This is a genomic window from Larkinella soli (genome assembly GCF_003703975.1).
GTDB lineage: Bacteria > Bacteroidota > Bacteroidia > Cytophagales > Spirosomataceae > Larkinella > Larkinella soli.
Genome location: NZ_QTJY01000001.1, coordinates 826802 through 844494, shown reverse-complemented (window position 1 = coordinate 844494; position 17693 = coordinate 826802). Strand labels below are relative to the sequence as shown.

The window sequence follows — 17693 nt, the reverse complement described above, 5'->3', positions numbered from 1 at the left end:
GCTCCGCAATGCTTGAAATGGCAGCGCAGCATTCAATCATTCAACAACTCAATCATTAAAAAAGGCCCGCCAGTCGGAAGCCGACTGACGGGCCGCATCTGTCCCCTCAAACCACACATCACAGGGTTCTTGAAAGTTAGTAAGTCCAGAGTTTAGGGATTTGCGAGTTTCGCCGGCAGCGATCAGACTCATTAACTCCCCAGCTCCTTAACACCCTAACTTTATTTCGGCGCCTTGGCACGGACGGCCTCGACGGCTTTCTTTCGGTTTTCAAATTCCGTTCCCGCGTTGACAACGTCCGTTTTGTTGGTTTCCAGCGCCCGTTCAAGGTCTACGAGTTCCTTCGCATTTTCGTCGATTTTGCGGAGCAGCGTTTCTTTTTCCTTTTTATTGCGTTCTATATCCCGCTGAAGTTTTTCACCCTGCCGAACCATCTTTTCATGGTTTTTCTGGGCGGTATTGAACTCCGCTTCGGCCATCCGCAGTTCATTGCCGGACTGCGTTTTTCTGGCAAATTCTTTCAGGATCGACTCCAGTTCGTTGTATTCCCGGCTTCCGACCTTGACAAACTCCCCGCTGCCCAGATCAGCCGCGAGAAATACCGTGGCTTTGTCACGGGAGGCATCGACCTTGCTCGACAGGTTGATCGGATTGGACGACAAGGCCGGGATGTTGGCCGACGGAACCTTGTAGACCCCACCGCGTCCGGCCGAAACCCGCCCGAACGACTTCAGTCGGGCCTCCCACTCCTTATCGACAAACTTCCCGTCAACCGGAATGCTGACCGTGACGCCTGGCATCGACTGCTGTTCTATTTTCTCAGTGGATGAATAAACCGACTGAGAATAAGTGGGTTGGGTGGTACTTACTAAACAAACCATCCAACCTGCACACGAAATGAAGAACGACATTTTCATAGGAATAACGATCAATTGGTGGCTTTTCTTGTAACTAAAATACGTTTATTGGCATCAAACAGGGTGGTCGCAAAGAGATAAAGATCGCCCCCGTCGGCAATTCCCAGTTTTTTCTTCAGGACTTTGACGGGTTCCGGAAAATTCCGAACGGCCAGATTGGCCTTGACCGGTCCGTGGTTTAATTCCGACAAAACCTGTTGAATTTCCTTTCGGTCCGGGCGGCAGACCTGAAGCAGTTCGAACGACCGACCGGGAAAGTCGGGGATCAGTTCGTCGCTCGTATACAGGTGGCTGTTCGTGGCCAGCTTTCCGAGTCCGAACCGGGCGGCCACGCTCCGAAAGCCGCCCGCTTTCATTACGGACGCATTGGGTTCGAATAAGTAACGCCCCGGAAGGCTGAATTTTATTTCCGACCGGGTTTCCTCCGTTCGGGAAAAGATAAATACCTGGGTCGGCGCGTGGCCCCGCAGGTTGACGGTCGAAATGGGAATCGCCTGATTCTCTGACTCTTTTAATATAAAAAGGACTTCCTTACACTCGTTGTCCACCGAAACCACATGCACCTCCCGCACCCCCGGCAACCGGCTTAAGGCGGCTTCCAGATCGATCAGCGGGGACGTTTTCAGCATGACGTTGCGGGTGTAGGAAAGGATCGACCGGTATTCGTTCAGGCCCGGTTCGCAGTCTTCCAGCCGGAAAACCTTCCCGCCTTGGCCGTCGCGACGGGCCGGATCGAGAAACACCCAGTCGACACGCCGTCCGAAGTTCCGGAGAAATTCGATGCCGTTGCCTTGGTGAAACCGGATGTTGGTGCCGCCCAGCAGCGGCAGATTATGAGCGGCTAATTCGACCAGTTCAGCTTGTATTTCAATGTAGTGTACTTCTCCGGCATAGCGGGAAAAGGCCAGGCTGTCGACCCCCATGCCGCCCGTCAGGTCCAGCAGGATCCCCTTTTCCGCCGAGCGCTCCACCAGATTCCCTTTGTAGGCGGCCGTACCCTCTGATGACGACTGCTCGACCGACAGGGCGGGGGGGAATAGGACCTCCGGATGGGCGGTCCAGCCCGGCAGTTTGGTCCGGGCTTTCTGCCGGGCGGCCAGCTGGGCCGCCACTACTTTCCACCGAATCTCCGTCGAAGCCAGTTTTTTCAATAGAAGCCGGTGGGGGTCCTCTTCGGGGTGATTCCGGAGATATTCCCTCTCTTTTGGGGTCAAAACTGTCATTTGGCAAGAAAAATTGTTAACTATGCAAGGATTAAAAACCGATTAAAATTTTCTTTCCAATTTTTTAGTTAGATTATATGGCTGTGGATTTTCCCGGCTGACCTATCCAACACTTTAAATCGAACCCATAAGTTCCTTTCTGTATGAATATCTTTAGACCCCTAAAGACCTTAACCAATTATTCCGGTTCGATGCTTCGGGCGGATCTGCCCTCGGGGCTTTCCGTTTTTCTGGTTGCGTTGCCGCTTTGTCTGGGTATTGCCCTGGCCTCCGGTGCTCCTCTGTTTTCCGGACTTGTGGCCGGTATGATCGGCGGGATCATCGTCGGCCTTCTGTCCGGCTCGGAGGTCAGCGTCAGCGGACCGGCGGCCGGTCTGGCCGTCATCGTGGCCGACAGCATCGAACGGCTGGGTTCGTTTGAATCGTTCCTGGCCGCCGTCGTCCTGGCGGGAGTCATCCAGTTCGTTTTGGGAATCCTTCGTGCCGGAAAATTCAGCGGCTACTTTCCGAACAGTGTCATCAAAGGGATGCTCGTCGCCATCGGGCTGGTCATCATCCTGAAACAGATTCCGCACGCTCTGGGCCGTGACAACGATTATGAAGGAGAGTTCGAGTTCCAGCAGCTGGCCGACGGCGAAAATACGATTTCCGAAATTTACCGGGCCGTCGTAACCGCCAGCACCGGTGCGGTGCTGATCTCGGTCCTTTCCTTTCTCCTCCTGATTTTCTGGGACAAAGCCGCCAAAGCGAAGGGCGGATTCTTCAAGGTCTTTCCGGGTGGGCTGGCCGTGGTAATATTGGGAGTCGCCCTGAATGAGTTCTTCAAGGCCACCTTCCCAGGCTGGTATCTGGGCGACACGGCTCATCAGCACATGGTGCAGGTGCCGGAGATCAAAGCCGGTGAAAGCCTGTTCTCCATCTTCTATCTTCCTGATTTCAGTGCTCTTACCAATCCTCAGGTGTACGGAATTGCCATCACGATTGCGGTGGTGGCCAGTCTGGAAACCCTGCTGAACCTGGAAGCCTCCGACCGGCTCGACCCCCTGAAGCGGGTTTCTTCCCCCGATCAGGAACTGGCGGCTCAGGGCATCGGCAATATGCTGTCGGGCCTGATCGGCGGGCTGCCTGTCACGTCGGTCGTCGTCCGCACGACGGCCAACGTGATTGGGGGCGCAAAAAGCCGGGTGTCGGCCCTGATTCACGGGGTGCTGCTGATGCTGGCGGTTTTTCTGGCGGCACCGATGCTGAACCGAATTCCGCTCGCCTGTCTGGCGGCCATCCTGATCATGGTCGGCTACAAGCTGGCCAATCCCGACGTATTCAAAAAAATCTACCGGGAAGGCTGGAATCAGTTTATTCCCTTCTTCGTCACGGTAGTCGGCATCGTCTTCACCGACCTGCTGGTGGGAATCGGGATCGGGCTGGTCGTCGGTATCCTGTTTATCCTGTACACTAATTTTCAGGCCGCTTTCCGGGTAATACGCGACGGCAATAAGGTGCTGATCAAGTTTCAGAAAGACCTGTATTTCCTTGTGAAGCCGCAGCTGAAGGAAGCCCTGCGCGAATTGCAGCCCGGGGATCAGGTGCTCGTCGACGGAACGCATGCCTCGTTTATCGACCACGATATTTACGACATCCTCCAGGAGTTCCGGGAAACGGCCCAGTCGCAGGGCATCCACTACGAATTGAAGAATGTAACCTTACAAAAACGTCGGATTCGCAATCATGCACGCACACGAGAAGTTGTTGTTGGCGAATAAAGCCTGGGCCCTGGATAAACTGGAACTGGACGAGCATTACTTCGACGAACTGGCCTCCGACCAGAACCCGGCTTTCCTGTGGATCGGCTGCTCGGACAGCCGGGTTTCGGCGGAAGAAATTACGGGCACCATGCCGGGTGAGATGTTCGTTCACCGGAACATTGCCAATCAGGTGATCGGTTCCGACCTGAATCTGCTCAGCGTCCTGCAATATGCCGTTGAAGTGCTGAAAGTGCGGCACATCATCATCTGCGGCCACTATGAATGCGGTGGGGTCAAAGCCGCCCTGCTCGACAAGCACTTCGGGCTGATCGATCACTGGCTTCAGAACATCAAGAACGTCAAGGTCAAATACCGGGACGAACTGGCGGCCATCTCCGACGAGCACGAGCGGTTCGACCGGCTGGTCGAACTGAGCACGAAGGAACAGGTCTACAGCCTGGCCCGAACCTCCATCGTTCAGGACGCCTGGGAGCGGAAACAGGACCTCTGGATTCACGGCTGGGTTTTTGACCTGCGGAACGGTATGCTGAAGGAAATCAGCAACCTGTCGCCGGACGACAAAAACGACGTGCAGTTCGTTCGGGATCAGGACGCGAAAGACGGGCTGAAAAAAGCCCTGACGACGGACATACGGCTTCTGGGCGGGCAGCAGCCCGTTGAAAAATAACCAACCGGAAAAAGCCGGGCCGGCCGGCCCGGCTTTTTCATGGGTTTCCATCGGCGCAGGGAGTAGGAAAAAAGCGGGTAAAGTTGCTTTTTTAAGGCAAATTCCAAACCCAACCCTTTTTTATGCTTACCAAGCCATCCGTATCATCCGAAAGCCGGGGTGTCTGGCGGGTCATTACGGCCTCGTCCGTCGGGACGCTCATCGAGTGGTACGACTTCTACATTTTCGGCAGTCTGGCTACGATTCTTTCGGCCCAGTTTTTTCCAAAAGACAATCCCACCGCCGGTTTCCTCTCGACGCTGGCCACCTTTGCCGCCGGTTTTATCGTCCGGCCCTTCGGCGCGCTGGTCTTCGGCCGGCTCGGCGATCTGGTCGGGCGGAAATATACCTTCCTGCTCACGCTCGTGCTGATGGGCGGCTCCACCTTCCTGATCGGATGCGTGCCCGGCTATGAACAGATCGGAATGCTGGCCCCCGGGCTGGTGCTGTTCCTGCGCCTGGTGCAGGGGCTGGCGCTGGGCGGGGAGTACGGCGGGGCCGCCACGTATGTGGCCGAACACTCGCCGGATAACCGGCGGGGCTATTACACCAGTTTTATCCAGACCACGGCCACCCTCGGCCTGTTTGTTTCGCTGGGCGTCATCCTGGCGACCCGTCAGCTGATGGGCGTCGAAACCTTCAATGCCTGGGGCTGGCGCGTTCCCTTCCTCCTGTCGGCTCTGCTGGTCGCCATTTCCATCTATATCCGGCTCCGAATGTCGGAATCCCCCCTGTTTCAGAAGATCAAGGAGGAGGGTAAAATATCGACCAACCCCTTGAAGGAAAGCTTCGGCCGGAAGGCCAACCTGAAGATGGTTCTGCTGGCGCTGTTCGGAGCTACGGCCGGGCAGGGGGTGATCTGGTACACCGGGCAGTTTTACGCCCTGTCGTTCATCCAGAAAACCTGCAACGTCGAGTTCGTACAGTCCAACTACATCATTGCCATCGCCCTGATGGTGGCGACGCCCTTCTTCGTCATCTTCGGCGGACTGTCCGACCGGATCGGCCGCCGGAACATCATGCTGGCCGGGATGCTGCTCGGAGTCGTCACCTACCGGCCCATCTACCGCTCCATGTTCGAGCAGGCCGACCTGTCGCTCAAAACGGAGGAAACGTACCGGCGGTCCATCGAACGGAAGCTGGTGAAAACCGACAAAGCCGGCCCGTTCAAGGCCACCACGACCACCATACAGTATTTTGAGGACGGTACGGTATTCCGCGAAACCAGATCCGAAGACAGCCAACTGCCGACCGACATCAAACGGGAGGTGACACTCGGCACCAATCCCTTCTGGAAAATGGTGATGCTGGTGCTGGTGCAGGTGCTGTATGTCACGATGGTTTACGGCCCGATTGCCGCCTTCCTGGTCGAACTCTTCCCGACGCGCATCCGCTACACCTCCATGTCGCTGCCCTATCACATCGGAAACGGCGTTTTCGGTGGGCTGACGCCCTTCATCGCCACCAGTCTCGTCGAAACCGCCAAAAAGACCGGCGCCCCGGATGCCTATCTCCAGGGTCTCTGGTACCCCATCGGCATTGCCGTCCTCTGCCTGATCATCGGCATTCTGTACATCGACAAACGACAATATAAAACCGTGGAAGACTAACCCCCTCTGCTGCTCTCATGAACGCCATTAAAAAAACGCTGGGTCTGGTCTGGATGCTGCTCGGACTGGCCCTGATGGTCGGTTTACCGTACCAGGCCGCCACCCGGCTGACCTCTCCGACGGCCAACACGGAAGACTTTGTGTTCTGGCTGGTCATCGTCGTAATTTTCCTGCCCATTACGGCCGGACTGATCCTTTTTGGACGATACGCCTGGCTGGGAGAATACGAATAGTCTCCCGTTAAAGTCAAAAAGAGTCTTACGATTTTGCAGAAACTTTGCGTTCTTTGCGACTCCGCGTGACATTTTTAAAATTTCTTAAAAAAATGAATTTCCGAATCCGAACCTTTGATGAGTACCAGGAGGCCTACCGGGCCAGCGTGGAAGATCCCGAAGGCTTCTGGGCCGAAATCGCTCAGCAGTTCCAATGGAGAAAGCCCTGGAAAAAAACGCTTCAATGGAACTTCGAGGAGCCGAACGTGAAGTGGTTCGTCGGGGGCAAGCTCAATATTACCGAGAACTGCCTGGACCGGCATCTGCCTGAGCGTGGGGATCAGCCCGCCATCATCTGGGAACCCAACGACCCGCATGAAGCCGGGGTGACGATGACTTACCGGATGCTGCACGATCAGGTCTGCCGTATGGCCAACGTCCTGAAGCGCAACGGCGTCGGCAAAGGAGATCGGGTTTGCATCTATCTGCCGATGGTGCCCGAGCTGGCGATCTCGGTGCTGGCCTGCGCCCGGATCGGAGCCATCCATTCGGTGGTGTTCGGCGGCTTTTCGGCGCAGTCCATCGCCGACCGGATCAACGACGCCCAGTGCTGCCTGGTCATCACGTCCGACGGCGCCTACCGCGGCAATAAGGAAATCGCGATGAAAGAAACCGTCGACGACGCGCTGGTCCAGTGTCCGAGCGTAAAGAAGGTGGTCGTACTGACGCGGACCCGCACCCCGGTATCGATGATCAAAGGGCGGGACGTCTGGATGGAGCAGGAACTCAAGCAGGTGACGGCCGATTGCCCCGCCGAGGAAATGGACGCCGAAGACATGCTCTTCATCCTGTATACTTCCGGTTCTACCGGAAAGCCCAAGGGGGTGGTCCACACCTGCGGTGGCTACATGGTGTATACGGCTTATACGTTCGAGAACGTGTTTCAGTATGAACCGGGTCAGGTGCATTTCTGCACGGCCGACATCGGCTGGATCACCGGCCATAGCTATGTCGTTTACGGCCCGCTGGCCTGTGGAGCCACGACCCTGCTGTTCGAGGGCGTCCCGACGTTTCCGGACAACGGCCGGTTCTGGGACATTGTCGATAAGTATAAAGTAGATATTCTGTATACGGCGCCCACGGCCATCCGTTCGCTGATGGGCTTCGGGTTGGGTAAGGTCGAAAACCATGATCTCGGCTCCCTGAAGGTGCTGGGGTCGGTCGGGGAGCCGATCAACGAGGAAGCCTGGCACTGGTACGACGACCATATCGGCAAAAAACGCTGCCCGATCGTCGATACGTGGTGGCAGACCGAAACCGCCGGGATCATGATCTCGCCGATTGCGGGCATCACCAAAACCAAACCGACGTTCGCCACGCTGCCGCTTCCGGGCGTTCAGCCGATTCTGGTGGACGAAAACGGCGTCGAGATTGAGGGGAACGGCGTCAGCGGAAACCTCTGCATCAAATTCCCCTGGCCGAGCATCATCCGGACCACCTACGGGGACCATGATCGCTGCCGCCAGACGTACTTCAGCGCCTATAAGGGTCTGTATTTCACCGGCGACGGCTGTCTGCGGGATGAAGACGGGTATTATCGGATCACCGGCCGGGTCGACGACGTTCTGAACGTATCGGGGCACCGCATCGGGACGGCCGAGGTGGAAAACGCGATCAATATGCACACGGGCGTGGTGGAAAGCGCCGTGGTCGGCTACCCGCACGACATCAAGGGACAGGGCATTTACGCGTACGTCATCACCGAAAGTTCAGTGGCGCATGAAGATGCCGACCTGATGCGACGGGATATCCTGGCGACCGTCAGCCGGGTCATCGGCCCCATCGCCAAACCCGACAGGATCCAGTTCGTGACGGGCTTGCCCAAAACCCGTTCGGGCAAGATCATGCGCCGGATTCTCCGCAAGATTGCCGAAGGCGACACCGCCAATCTCGGCGACACGACGACACTGCTCGACCCGGGTGTCGTGGAGGAGATCAAAAACGGCGCCCTTATCGAAGTAAAGAACTGATTGACAATACGTTCCGGATTGTTATTCCGGAAAATTATTAAAACGGCCGGGTTTGCAGCCCGGCCGGCCGGACACCGTTCTGCACCCACGTTTGCATCTTGTTTATCAAGGTTCCGTTTTCGTCCTGTTCGATGGTCAGGTCGGGATTGGCCAGACAAAGGGTCACCTGTTCCTGGTCAGAGAATTTTTCGACGTTGGGAAGATGAAATGGTAACCGCATGGGGGTAAGTCTTTCCAAAAAAATAAAACTAATATTCCCTTCGGTTGCAACAAAACGAGCTCCGTTTTAAACGGAACGGTTCTGGTATGCAGCCGGTTCTTCGAGCAACTGCTCCACAGGGATACGGTCGGCCTTCATCACCAGCCGCCCTCCGGCGTCGTACCAGGCCGTTTGGGGCAGGTCGTAATACAGTTCGAGGCCGTTGCCGTCGGGGTCGCGCAGGTATACCGAAACCGTGCCGCCGTGGTCCTGCGCTTCGTCGATCGGGTAGCCGTTCTCCAGCAGCCGCCGGACGGCCCGGGCGAGGGCTTGCCGGTCCGGGTAAACGATGGCGACGTGGTGCAGCCCGGTATGGCCCCTGGGGGGCGGAGTACCGTCCTTGCTGATCCAGGTGTTCAGGGCGATGTGATGGTGGTAGCCGCCGGCCGCCAGAAAAGCCGCCTGAAGACCGAAATCAGGGCCGTAAACGGTCAGGGTGAATCCGAGGAGATCGCGGTAAAAAGCGACGGCCCGGTCCAGATCGGCAACCCGCAGGTGAACATGGCCGATTCGGGCTTCTGAAGAAATGGTTGATGCGTTCATTATTTGTTGTTGGTTTATCGGTTTCCGTACGCCATCGGCCGTACGCTTTTGAGATACAGCCAGATGGCGTGTAATTCTTCATCGGTCATCTGCCCGGCCACGCGCCAGGGCATGAATCCGTCGATAATTGTTCCGTTAGGCCGCATTCCGGTGCGCAGGGCCGTAACGAACTGCTTCTCCGTCCAGCGGCCGATCGGTCCGGCCGGGGTGAGGTTGGAGGTGGGGGGCGTTCCCGGAGGACCGGCCACCCGGCCTCCCGACAGGTTCTGACCATGACAGCCCCGGCACCCGCTCAGATCGGCGAGGTAGCGGCCGTATTCGACGGTCGGCCCTGCTTTGACGCCCGTCACCAGCGGCAGCTTTTTGGTCTTTTCCGCCACCAGAATCGGCAACTTCCCGGAAGCCAGCAGCATTCGGCCCAGAAAGCCGAGCCGCGTTTTAGGAACTTCCCGGTCGATGGGCGGGAGTTGTTTCAGGTAGGACACCAGCGCCGAAAGGTCGCCCGCATTCATGTGCACGAAGGTTTCGCTGGGCATCACGATCAGGGAGGTGCCGTCGGGGTGGACGCCGTAACGGATGGCCCGGACCCAGTCGTCGTCCGAGAACGAAGGGTCGAGGCCACCCCGGCCCCGGGTCAGGTTCGGGCCGGCCACCGTTCCCAGCGGTCCGCCCATGCCGCTGTCTTCCCCGCCGAGGTCGGCTTCGTGGCAGAAGGTGCAGTTGCCGGTCGATTTGGCGAGGTGTTCGCCGTGGGCGAGCGTCGCGCTGTCCGTGGAAAGCGTTAGTTTCGGAATGGCAGGAATGGGATGCCGGCGGTTCAGCCGGTATTCCGAAAGCCCGTACAGAACGGCGGTGGTCAGGAGGGCCAGGCCGGCCAGCGCGGCCAGCCCGATGCCCAGTCCTTTCAGGATGCGTTTCATGGCTCTGTGTGGATGGAAAAAAGAGCGAATCAGACCGTTGTCGGCTCAGGGTTCGGGGTGAAAACGGCCGGGTTGCGGAACCAGGTGGCGGCCCAGACCAGCGCCAGGATGATCAGCGGAGCCGCGAACGGGTTGCCGTGAGAAAGTTCGGTGGCGATGGCCCCGCCGAAATAGCCGGTCAGCAGCAGGAAGCCAAGTTTCATGGTGCGCGGGATCAGATACAGGGTGACGAACCCGATTTCCAGAAGGGCGAATACCGGCAGTAGATGAACGAGGCCCAAGTCCGAATAGTGATCGACCATTTCCGGAATACCGCTCAGTTTCAGGCAGGCACCGATGGCGATCAGGAGGGCGAGAACGACGGAGGGCGTCCGTCTCAGGCGGGATTTCTTTGCGCTGTTCATAGCAGTTGTGTTTGGTGTTTGTGTGGATTGAACAGCACAAAAGTAGCCCGGCCGGGAGGGGCCGGGCATTGACATAGATCAAGAAATGCGTAATGCCGTTATTTCCGGGAAAGCTGTTTCCGGACCCGGCTGAGGGTTTCCGGCGTGATGCCGAGGTAGGAGGCAAGCATGTGCTGCGGAACCCGCCGGGCAATGGAAGGGTAGGTTTTCAGGAAATCGAGATACCGTTCTTCGGCCGTGGCGCTCAGGAAGGCGGAAATCCGGCGGTTTTTGGCGACCATGTGTTTCTGCATCCCGAGCCGGTAATGTTCGGCAAACGTCGGAAGGGCCGTCAGCGCCTTTTCGAAGGAGGGCAGATCACAGACCAGCAGGTCCGAGTCCTCGATGGCATCGATGAAATACCCGGTGGGCTCACCGATGAGGCTGTTATTCAGGTCGCTGATCCACCAGTTCTCCGGAGCGAACTGCACGATGTGTTCCTTCCCCTTGTCGTCCACCGTGTAGCTCCGCATGCAGCCTTTGGCCACGAAGCCCCCGTAGCGGGCGATGTCCCCGGCCCGCTGGAGGAAACTTCCCTTCGGGTAATGGCGGGGCATGAAAGCGGTTTTCAGAATGTCGAACTCCTCATCGGAAAGGGTGATGGAACGTTCCAGATACCGGCGTAGGGCGTCGAACATGGTTCAGCGTTTTTTACCGAGACCGGCATTCTCCGAAACCTCTCCGGCAAAACCCGCCCAGTCGATGTGGCCGATATTTTTGGCGACCGTGGCCGTCAGCTGCTGGAAGACGATGTTCCCGAACGGCATGGGCGTCACCGACTGCTGGGCCACCTCCAGCAGCAGCCGCATGTCTTTCCGGATCAGGGCGGGCGTGGCCCCGACGGGCTGGTAATGCTCCTCGGCGATCATCTTTCCGTAGTTCCGGTAAACCGGAGCGGCAAACAGGGTCGAGCTGAACATTTCCCACATGGCCTTGCGGTCAATGCCGTTCTTTTCGCCCAGCGTAAAGGCTTCGGCCATGGCCTCGATGGCGCAGCCGATCAGAAAGTTGCCCGCCAGTTTGACGACGTTGGCCGCTCCGACGTCTTCCCCGAAATCGAACACGCCCTGCCCGATCAGGTCCAGAAGCGGCCGGATTCGCTCCTTAGCGGCCGGGTTTCCCGACTGGCAGAGCCACAGCCTGCCGGCTTCGGCCACTTCGGGTTTCCCGAAAACCGGGCAGGCCACATAGGCGGTTTTCTTCAGTTCGTGTTCGGCTGCGAGCCGGCGGGAGGTGTCGGGCGAAATGGTGCTGCAGGACACGTGAATACCGCCTTCGGGTAACGCATTCAGCAGACCCGGATCCCCCAGCGTCACTTCCTCCAGGGCCGAATCGTCCGACACCATCGTGAACACCACGTCGGCTTCCGATGCGGCTTCGGCGGGCGTGTCGGCCCAGCGGGCTCCGGCTGCGAGCAGGTCTTCGGCTTTTGACCGGCTGCGGTTGAACAAAGTGACGGTGTGGTGGCTCTTCAGGAGGTTTCCCGACATGGCCCGGCCCATCTGGCCCAGACCGATAAAGGCGATATTCATGACAGATTCGGTTTTCGGCAAATGACTCTCTTGTTTTCCTAAAAATCCAGCCTTTCCGGTATTTTTTATCCTTTCGCTTCTCCTATCTTTAGTAGCCCGCCCTGCCTGCCGTACATCCGGGCGCGTCCTTAATCGATCCCGAAAATGCCCCGAAAACCCCGCCTTGCCGATCTCCTGAGGACCGAATTTCCTATAGCCAAACCACCGTCTCTGTCGCGACGGGCCTTCATGAAACAGGCTTCGGGTGCGCTCCTGGCCGGCACTTCCCTCGCAGCCTTCCACGCCTGCCGGCCATCCGGAACCTCGCAGACCAGCCCCCGGATCGCCGTCATCGGGGCCGGTCTGGCCGGACTGACGGCCGCCTGGTATCTTCAGAAAGCCGGCCTTTCCGCCGAGATTTACGAATCGACCGGCCGGGTGGGAGGGCGGGTCGTTTCGGCGCAGAATCTGGTCGCCGACGGCATTACGACCGAGCTGGGCGGAGAGTTCATCGACTCCACCCATACCGACATGCTGGCTTTCTGCCGCGATTTTGGACTGAAGCTGTGGGACATGAAAGCCCCTTCGGAAAAGCGCCTGGTCGGCACCGATTACTTTTTCGGCGGCCGCCGGATTTCCGAAAACGAGATTCTGGCCGAGTTTCGGCCATTTGCCGCCCGGATGAAAAAAGATATCGACGCCCTGCCCGGTTCTCTCCATCCCTGGCACCCCAAAGTGATCGAACTGGACCGGCTTTCCATCGACGAATACCTGCGAAAGACCGGTATGTCCGGCTGGCTCTACGACCTGCTGACGACCTCCTTCACCAGCGAACTGGGCCTTCCCTCGGGCAACCAGTCCAGCCTGAACCTGCTGGTTTCTCTGAATACCGATACGACGAACGGATTTGAAATTTACGGCGAAAGCGACGAACGGTTCAAGGTCGTCGGCGGAAATGAGCAGATTCTGACCGGCCTTCAGAAGCGGCTGAAAACCGAAATCCGAACCGGCTTTCAGTTGCAGCGACTGAAATCGGAAGGAACGGGCTACCGGCTGGCGTTCGATAACGGCCGGGAGATCACGGCCGACTTCGTGATCCTGACGGTCCCGTTTTCGGTGTTGCGGGAAGTGGAAATCAGGGTCCTGATGCCCAAACGCAAGCGGAACTGCATCCGGCAGCTGGGGTACGGCACTCAGTCGAAACTACTGATCGGTGTGGACCGGCGGCTCTGGCGCGATCAGGGCTTTTCCGGCTACGTTCTGAGCGACCGCATCCACAACGGCTGGGACAGCAGCCAGATGCAAAGGGAGAATCGGGGGCCCGGCGCATACAGTCTGTTTCTGGGAGCCGACAAGGGGGAAAAGCTGGAATTGTCGCAGTATGACGCCTATCTCGACGAATGCAACCGGGTATTTCCGGGGCTGAAAGAGGCCGCCAACGGCCGGAAAAACGTCTACAACTGGAACCGGAATCCCATGACCCGCGGGGCCTACGCCTGTTACCGGGTCGGGCAGGTGTCGGGCATCGGGCAGGCGGAAGCGCAGCCCGTCGGTAACCTGTATTTTGCCGGGGAACATTGCAGCCGAACCTACCAGGGCTTCATGAACGGGGCGGCCGAAACCGGCCGGTCGGCGGCCGGGGCTATTGTGAGAAAATTGAGCCGAAGCGTACCGAAACCCGCCCAGACCGGTGCCCGCTAAATACGAGGAGTCTATCTATTCATCTAACTACCAATCCTTTATGGAATCTCTTATTGCTTCGACACCCGCTCCTCCCTACTATGTCGTGGTCTTTACCATCGTCCTGGCCGAAGACCTGGAGGGCTTCGAGGAGATGGGAAACCGCATGGTGGAACTGGCCGCCGGGCAGCCCGGCTTTCTGGGTATGGAATACGGCACCGGCGACCTGGACCTGACCATTTCCTACTGGGACAGCCTCGAATCCATCGCCCCCTGGCGGCACCACGCCGAACACACCCTGGCCCGGAATCTCGGCCGTGAACAGTGGTTCCAAGCGTTCAAAGTCCGCATCGCCCGCGTCGAGCGCGACTATGAGTTCCGGAAGGAGGAGGGTTTCGGAGGTTAATCGGCCGGTTTCATGGCTTTCACTTTGGGTAACCGATGCCCTCTTTTCCTGCGGTTCCGCCAGGCCATCATTCTGGAAGACCTTGCCGGATCGATGGCATTGGTAATGATCTGCCAGAACACCACACTGATGACAATCAGAAACAAGGTGAAATGAGCCATTTCCAATGATTTTTTGGGCAGGAAGGGCTGAATGTTTTCCCAGAAGCTACTGAACAAATCCCTCAGAAAAGCAGGAATGCGCCGGACAATACCGCCCGCCCAGGAGTCATTCAGCTTGCCCCAGTCGATCATTTTGGATTGTTTATCCTCTCCTCCGGTGGATAACTCATCCAGATAAAAATCCCGAATGATCGAATAAAAGTTGATGATACCGACAATGGCGACGATGATCTGAATCCGACGCTGGTACCGCGAATTTCTTTCATCCTGTTTGGTGTTGATCTCCCGGTCCAGCTGCTCCAGTTTCTCCCGCGACGCTTTGATCCGTTCATTGATACCGCGCGATTCCATCCCGTTCCGGTAGATACCCTGTTCGGTTTTGTAATGGAATACGTTGGATAAAATGTTGGTGTTCAGCAAATCGTCGATCTCATGCCGGCTGGCGATCAGCTGCGGAATGGAGAGGTCGGATTCGTCCTCTTTCAACTTGTTCAGCAGGGCGTCGAGTCGCTTTTCCGCATCGAGGGAAACGTAATCGTTATTGGCTAAAACTGCACTGGGAATGATCAGATAAGGGCTTAGGCCGAGTGTTCTCCAGAACGTGTTCATGACGTCCTCCTCGGCTCCGAACATGGCCAGCACCCCCCGGTTCAACGCCTGAAAGGATTGTTCGGTCTTACTTTCCTCCAGCGGCATGAGCGTGTCGTCGATTTCTTCCAGCCCCATCCGGTCGTAGTCGAAGATACCGAGGCAGATGCCGCAGTAGGCCTTGAACACATAATCCGCGTACTCCTCGATGGGGTTCCGGTCCGTCTCGTCGGTAGAGATCAGGGCCTCGCCGGCCGAATCACCTTCCTCCTTGTCATACAGCTTCTTATAGGATTCCGCGATTTTTTCGCGAATCTCCTTCCTTACCTTTTCCTCGTTTTTATCCTTCAGTCCTTCCGCGTGTTTGTTCAGAAATTCGGAGAACCGTTCCTGTTGAAAAACCAGCAGATTATCGTCCTCCTGTCCATTGGGGGCACCCGTATCGATCTCGATGATCCCGGATCGGATGTTTTTCAGGCTGAGTACCCTGTCCTCTTTCGCTATATCGAACTCCGGTTTTCTTCGTTCCTGAAACAGGTAACGGATTCCGGTCAAATTCTGGAAAAGCCGGATCAAACCGTTAGAGGATGGAGTCCCGGTTACCGAGGGGCTTTCCGTTTTTGGTATTATAAAAGGTGTTTCCCGGATATGGAGAAGATGGCCGACCTGCGCCCAGAGGTTCTCCGCCTTTTTTGTGATCTGCCGCCCTCGCTGAAAAACGCTTAATAGCAGGTAGACCGCTGCCAACAGACAGCCAATTAAAAAAGCCGTTTCATAGTTTCCGGAATAAAGCGCATAAACAGGCATAAAAATAACCCCTGAAATGATCGGAAATTTCAGGATCGGAATGAGGGAAACATGTGATTCTCTGTACTGAAATTTCCGGATGGCGTCGAAAAAGCTGCGCTGGCTTTTTCGGATGGATTTAAAGGGAAGCCGGATCAGACGAACCGGTAATTGCCAGAGGAAAAGCAGCAGCCGGGCAATCATCCGAACCAGCAATTCGAACCGGCCGGGAATCACTTCTTTGGAGTCCGTATTTTGTTCTCCGGTGTCGTAATGAAAGGAAATCGATTCCAGAACCCCCCGCTTTTTCTCCTCACTTTCATTCTCCTGCGACCCGCTGAAATATTTCATAAACTTGATGATGTCAAGTTCCGAAATACCGTCGGTTTCGTCGGGAGTTAAAACCAGGTGCCAGATCCGTACATTGCTCGGGATAAAATAGGTATAGCTTAGATGGACCTCCATCTTAAGCTCCCGGCTTAAAACCCGATCCTCAGGAGTCAAATCTGAAACCGGAGGAAGACTATAATAGGTTTCGTGCCGCCCTTCGGAGGTAAAGTGGAATTTCAGAGGCAGACGTACGATAACCTGATTTCCTTTGGGAAGAAAATAATACTTCGTGAAATAGGGCGGATCGGATTGGTATTTATAGGCAAACAGGTCCGTTTCGGTAGAATGGGCAATATCACAGTTCCGGACCCGGGCTTTGGGGTCCTCCACCAGATCCCATTCTTCCTTTACCCACTCCATGGCTCTCCCGAACCCGTTCATTTCTTTGGAAACCGCCGGCCGGATGTCATCTTCCGGAGTGAAGCCTTCGGGAAAGAAATAATCTTCGTCTACGGTGATTTCGAAACAGACGGCGGCCCGTTTATAGGCGAATTTCGGGCGTTCAAGCCGTGGAATATTGAAGAGATAATGGAAGGGATAATACGGAGAATACCGGTATTTTTTAAGGTCGTTCTCCAGGGCTTCCAGCTTTTTTGCGGACAAATTCTCCGGCGTTCCGGCCGGGCCATGGTTTAGAAAACCCGCATATTCGGTAAGGAAAGCCATAATTCGCCGGTCGTCGAGAATATAAGGCTCTTTGCGGATATGAAGCAGCTTTGGAAACGTGATCAGATAATGGACTTCCGCCGTGGTGATTTCCGACGGCCGCCGGTAAGGAAAGTGGACATATCTCGCCTGGAGTCCGTGGAATGCATCCAGAATAGCCGCTGCGGTTTTCTGGCCTTCCCCGGTGTTTAACGATAAGGGATCGGTGCCTTCGTGAAACACGATCAGCTCGCCGGCTTTCGGATTTTTTCTGTTCAGTTCTTCCATTAACCGGCCAAGTTCGGCCCTCCCGTCGGCGGTTTTTCCTTCACTCCAGTCGGACCGATCTTTTTTTCGATAAGCCAGTAAGTCGGAAACGATTTCGCAGCGATTCTCCGCCGGTTCGGAGGATGAAACGAAGATTCGGTCGATCAGTAAAGTGTGACTTTCCGGAAAATAAATCAGGACCAGACATCCGGTAAGATCCGGTTCAGATGGGTTTCCGGTTCTGCGGCCGGACAGAATTAAAAAGGTTGCAACGGAGGCAGGCGAAGATGGGTTATTTTTGTCCGGTAACCCGGCGGTATCCGGCTCGTTCAGGAAGGGAATCCGGCTTTTCAAATTCCCGATGGTTCCCGGATCGGCCTCAGCCTGGAAAGGGCTGTAAAGGCAATCACTCCTGAACAGGGCAAGCACCTTGTCCCGATTTGGTAGTCCGGGGCTTCCCTGCCCAAAATCTTCGTCGGTTGAAATCAGAAAATAGGGGTAAGGGTCCAAAACATTCTCCGGGGCTTTTTTCGGTTTCGGAGCTTGGACGGACCGACGCGACGGTCGGACGGCTTTTTTAAGTTCCGGCTGAACAGGGGACTCCATTGATCGGACAGAGGGGTTGGAAGGTTC

Annotated in this window: 16 protein-coding genes; 7 read left to right on the top strand and 9 right to left on the bottom strand. The window is 56.5% G+C overall.

Features of this window, described 5'->3' with window-relative positions; genetic code table 11:
• Window positions 1–221: 221 nt before the first annotated feature.
• Together DX909_RS05650 and DX909_RS05645 are read right to left on the bottom strand one after the other, a co-directional pair.
• Window positions 222–800, bottom strand: a complete 579-nt coding sequence (locus DX909_RS05650) for a hypothetical protein (protein ID WP_128544133.1) — start codon at window positions 798–800, stop codon at window positions 222–224.
• A gap of 128 nt (window positions 801–928) precedes the next feature.
• A complete protein-coding gene (locus DX909_RS05645) occupies window positions 929–2140 on the bottom strand; it encodes a THUMP-like domain-containing protein (RefSeq protein ID WP_128544132.1) in 1212 nt (403 codons plus the stop codon).
• 143 nt (window positions 2141–2283) lie between these two features.
• Here DX909_RS05645 and DX909_RS05640 point away from each other — a divergent pair, with 143 nt between their 5' ends.
• The 5 genes from DX909_RS05640 (at window position 2284) to acs (ending at window position 8461) form a co-directional block, all read left to right on the top strand.
• Window positions 2284–3900, top strand: coding sequence for a SulP family inorganic anion transporter (locus DX909_RS05640; RefSeq protein WP_128544131.1), 1617 nt, complete (start codon window positions 2284–2286; stop codon window positions 3898–3900).
• The gene (locus tag DX909_RS05635) at window positions 3866–4570 is read left to right on the top strand and encodes a carbonic anhydrase (protein ID WP_128544130.1); all 705 of its coding nucleotides are present in this window, start codon (window positions 3866–3868) and stop codon (window positions 4568–4570) included. The genes DX909_RS05640 and DX909_RS05635 overlap by 35 nt, the downstream gene beginning before the upstream one ends.
• Before the next feature lie 122 nt (window positions 4571–4692).
• Window positions 4693–6219 (top strand): MFS transporter, encoded by a 1527-nt coding sequence (locus DX909_RS05630; RefSeq protein WP_128544129.1) that lies wholly within the window; start codon window positions 4693–4695, stop codon window positions 6217–6219.
• 17 nt (window positions 6220–6236) lie between these two features.
• Window positions 6237–6452: a DUF6814 family protein gene (locus DX909_RS05625; RefSeq protein WP_128544128.1), complete on the top strand. Its 216-nt coding sequence runs from the start codon at window positions 6237–6239 to the stop codon at window positions 6450–6452.
• 92 nt (window positions 6453–6544) lie between these two features.
• The gene (gene acs / locus DX909_RS05620) at window positions 6545–8461 is read left to right on the top strand and encodes an acetate--CoA ligase (protein ID WP_128544127.1); all 1917 of its coding nucleotides are present in this window, start codon (window positions 6545–6547) and stop codon (window positions 8459–8461) included.
• A 37-nt stretch (window positions 8462–8498) separates the two neighbouring features.
• Here the strand turns inward: acs and DX909_RS05615 are convergent, their stop codons facing one another.
• From DX909_RS05615 to DX909_RS05590, 6 genes are all read right to left on the bottom strand, one after another.
• Window positions 8499–8681 carry a hypothetical protein gene (locus DX909_RS05615; RefSeq protein WP_128544126.1) on the bottom strand — a complete coding sequence of 61 codons (183 nt, stop codon included), beginning with the start codon at window positions 8679–8681 and terminating at the stop codon, window positions 8499–8501.
• Between the two features lie 66 nt (window positions 8682–8747).
• Entirely contained in the window at window positions 8748–9263 is a 516-nt protein-coding gene (locus DX909_RS05610) for a VOC family protein (RefSeq protein ID WP_128544125.1), read from the bottom strand.
• Between the two features lie 14 nt (window positions 9264–9277).
• Window positions 9278–10183: a c-type cytochrome gene (locus tag DX909_RS05605; RefSeq protein WP_128544124.1), complete on the bottom strand. Its 906-nt coding sequence runs from the start codon at window positions 10181–10183 to the stop codon at window positions 9278–9280.
• Window positions 10184–10212: 29 nt separating this feature from the next.
• Complete coding sequence (locus DX909_RS05600; protein WP_164851201.1) at window positions 10213–10587, bottom strand: DoxX family protein; 375 nt, start codon at window positions 10585–10587, stop codon at window positions 10213–10215.
• Window positions 10588–10685: 98 nt separating this feature from the next.
• Complete coding sequence (locus DX909_RS05595) at window positions 10686–11264, bottom strand: Crp/Fnr family transcriptional regulator (RefSeq protein ID WP_128544122.1); 579 nt, start codon at window positions 11262–11264, stop codon at window positions 10686–10688.
• Window positions 11265–11267: 3 nt separating this feature from the next.
• Entirely contained in the window at window positions 11268–12158 is an 891-nt protein-coding gene (locus DX909_RS05590; RefSeq protein WP_128544121.1) for an NAD(P)-dependent oxidoreductase, read from the bottom strand.
• A gap of 144 nt (window positions 12159–12302) precedes the next feature.
• On the opposite strand from DX909_RS05590, the gene DX909_RS05585 reads away from it, so the two are divergent.
• Both DX909_RS05585 and DX909_RS05580 read left to right on the top strand, forming a co-directional pair.
• Window positions 12303–13838 carry a flavin monoamine oxidase family protein gene (locus tag DX909_RS05585; protein WP_128544120.1) on the top strand — a complete coding sequence of 512 codons (1536 nt, stop codon included), beginning with the start codon at window positions 12303–12305 and terminating at the stop codon, window positions 13836–13838.
• Window positions 13839–13878: 40 nt separating this feature from the next.
• The gene (locus DX909_RS05580; protein WP_128544119.1) at window positions 13879–14223 is read left to right on the top strand and encodes an antibiotic biosynthesis monooxygenase family protein; all 345 of its coding nucleotides are present in this window, start codon (window positions 13879–13881) and stop codon (window positions 14221–14223) included.
• Here DX909_RS05580 and DX909_RS05575 read toward each other — a convergent pair.
• Window positions 14220–17081, bottom strand: coding sequence for a hypothetical protein (locus DX909_RS05575; RefSeq protein ID WP_128544118.1), 2862 nt, complete (start codon window positions 17079–17081; stop codon window positions 14220–14222). The genes DX909_RS05580 and DX909_RS05575 overlap by 4 nt on opposite strands.
• Window positions 17082–17693: the final 612 nt, after the last annotated feature.

What these genes read in the sequence shown, in the direction of transcription:
- DX909_RS05650 (WP_128544133.1), bottom strand. Translation starts at nt 800, where the DNA reads ATGCCAGGCGTCACGGTCAGCATTCCGGTTGACGGGAAGTTTGTCGAT.
- DX909_RS05645 (WP_128544132.1), bottom strand. Translation starts at nt 2,140, where the DNA reads ATGACAGTTTTGACCCCAAAAGAGAGGGAATATCTCCGGAATCACCCC.
- DX909_RS05640 (WP_128544131.1), top strand. Translation starts at nt 2,284, where the DNA reads ATGAATATCTTTAGACCCCTAAAGACCTTAACCAATTATTCCGGTTCG.
- DX909_RS05635 (WP_128544130.1), top strand. Translation starts at nt 3,866, where the DNA reads ATGCACGCACACGAGAAGTTGTTGTTGGCGAATAAAGCCTGGGCCCTG.
- DX909_RS05630 (WP_128544129.1), top strand. Translation starts at nt 4,693, where the DNA reads ATGCTTACCAAGCCATCCGTATCATCCGAAAGCCGGGGTGTCTGGCGG.
- DX909_RS05625 (WP_128544128.1), top strand. Translation starts at nt 6,237, where the DNA reads ATGAACGCCATTAAAAAAACGCTGGGTCTGGTCTGGATGCTGCTCGGA.
- acs (WP_128544127.1), top strand. Translation starts at nt 6,545, where the DNA reads ATGAATTTCCGAATCCGAACCTTTGATGAGTACCAGGAGGCCTACCGG.
- DX909_RS05615 (WP_128544126.1), bottom strand. Translation starts at nt 8,681, where the DNA reads ATGCGGTTACCATTTCATCTTCCCAACGTCGAAAAATTCTCTGACCAG.
- DX909_RS05610 (WP_128544125.1), bottom strand. Translation starts at nt 9,263, where the DNA reads ATGAACGCATCAACCATTTCTTCAGAAGCCCGAATCGGCCATGTTCAC.
- DX909_RS05605 (WP_128544124.1), bottom strand. Translation starts at nt 10,183, where the DNA reads ATGAAACGCATCCTGAAAGGACTGGGCATCGGGCTGGCCGCGCTGGCC.
- DX909_RS05600 (WP_164851201.1), bottom strand. Translation starts at nt 10,587, where the DNA reads ATGAACAGCGCAAAGAAATCCCGCCTGAGACGGACGCCCTCCGTCGTT.
- DX909_RS05595 (WP_128544122.1), bottom strand. Translation starts at nt 11,264, where the DNA reads ATGTTCGACGCCCTACGCCGGTATCTGGAACGTTCCATCACCCTTTCC.
- DX909_RS05590 (WP_128544121.1), bottom strand. Translation starts at nt 12,158, where the DNA reads ATGAATATCGCCTTTATCGGTCTGGGCCAGATGGGCCGGGCCATGTCG.
- DX909_RS05585 (WP_128544120.1), top strand. Translation starts at nt 12,303, where the DNA reads ATGCCCCGAAAACCCCGCCTTGCCGATCTCCTGAGGACCGAATTTCCT.
- DX909_RS05580 (WP_128544119.1), top strand. Translation starts at nt 13,879, where the DNA reads ATGGAATCTCTTATTGCTTCGACACCCGCTCCTCCCTACTATGTCGTG.
- DX909_RS05575 (WP_128544118.1), bottom strand. Translation starts at nt 17,081, where the DNA reads ATGGAAGAACTGAACAGAAAAAATCCGAAAGCCGGCGAGCTGATCGTG.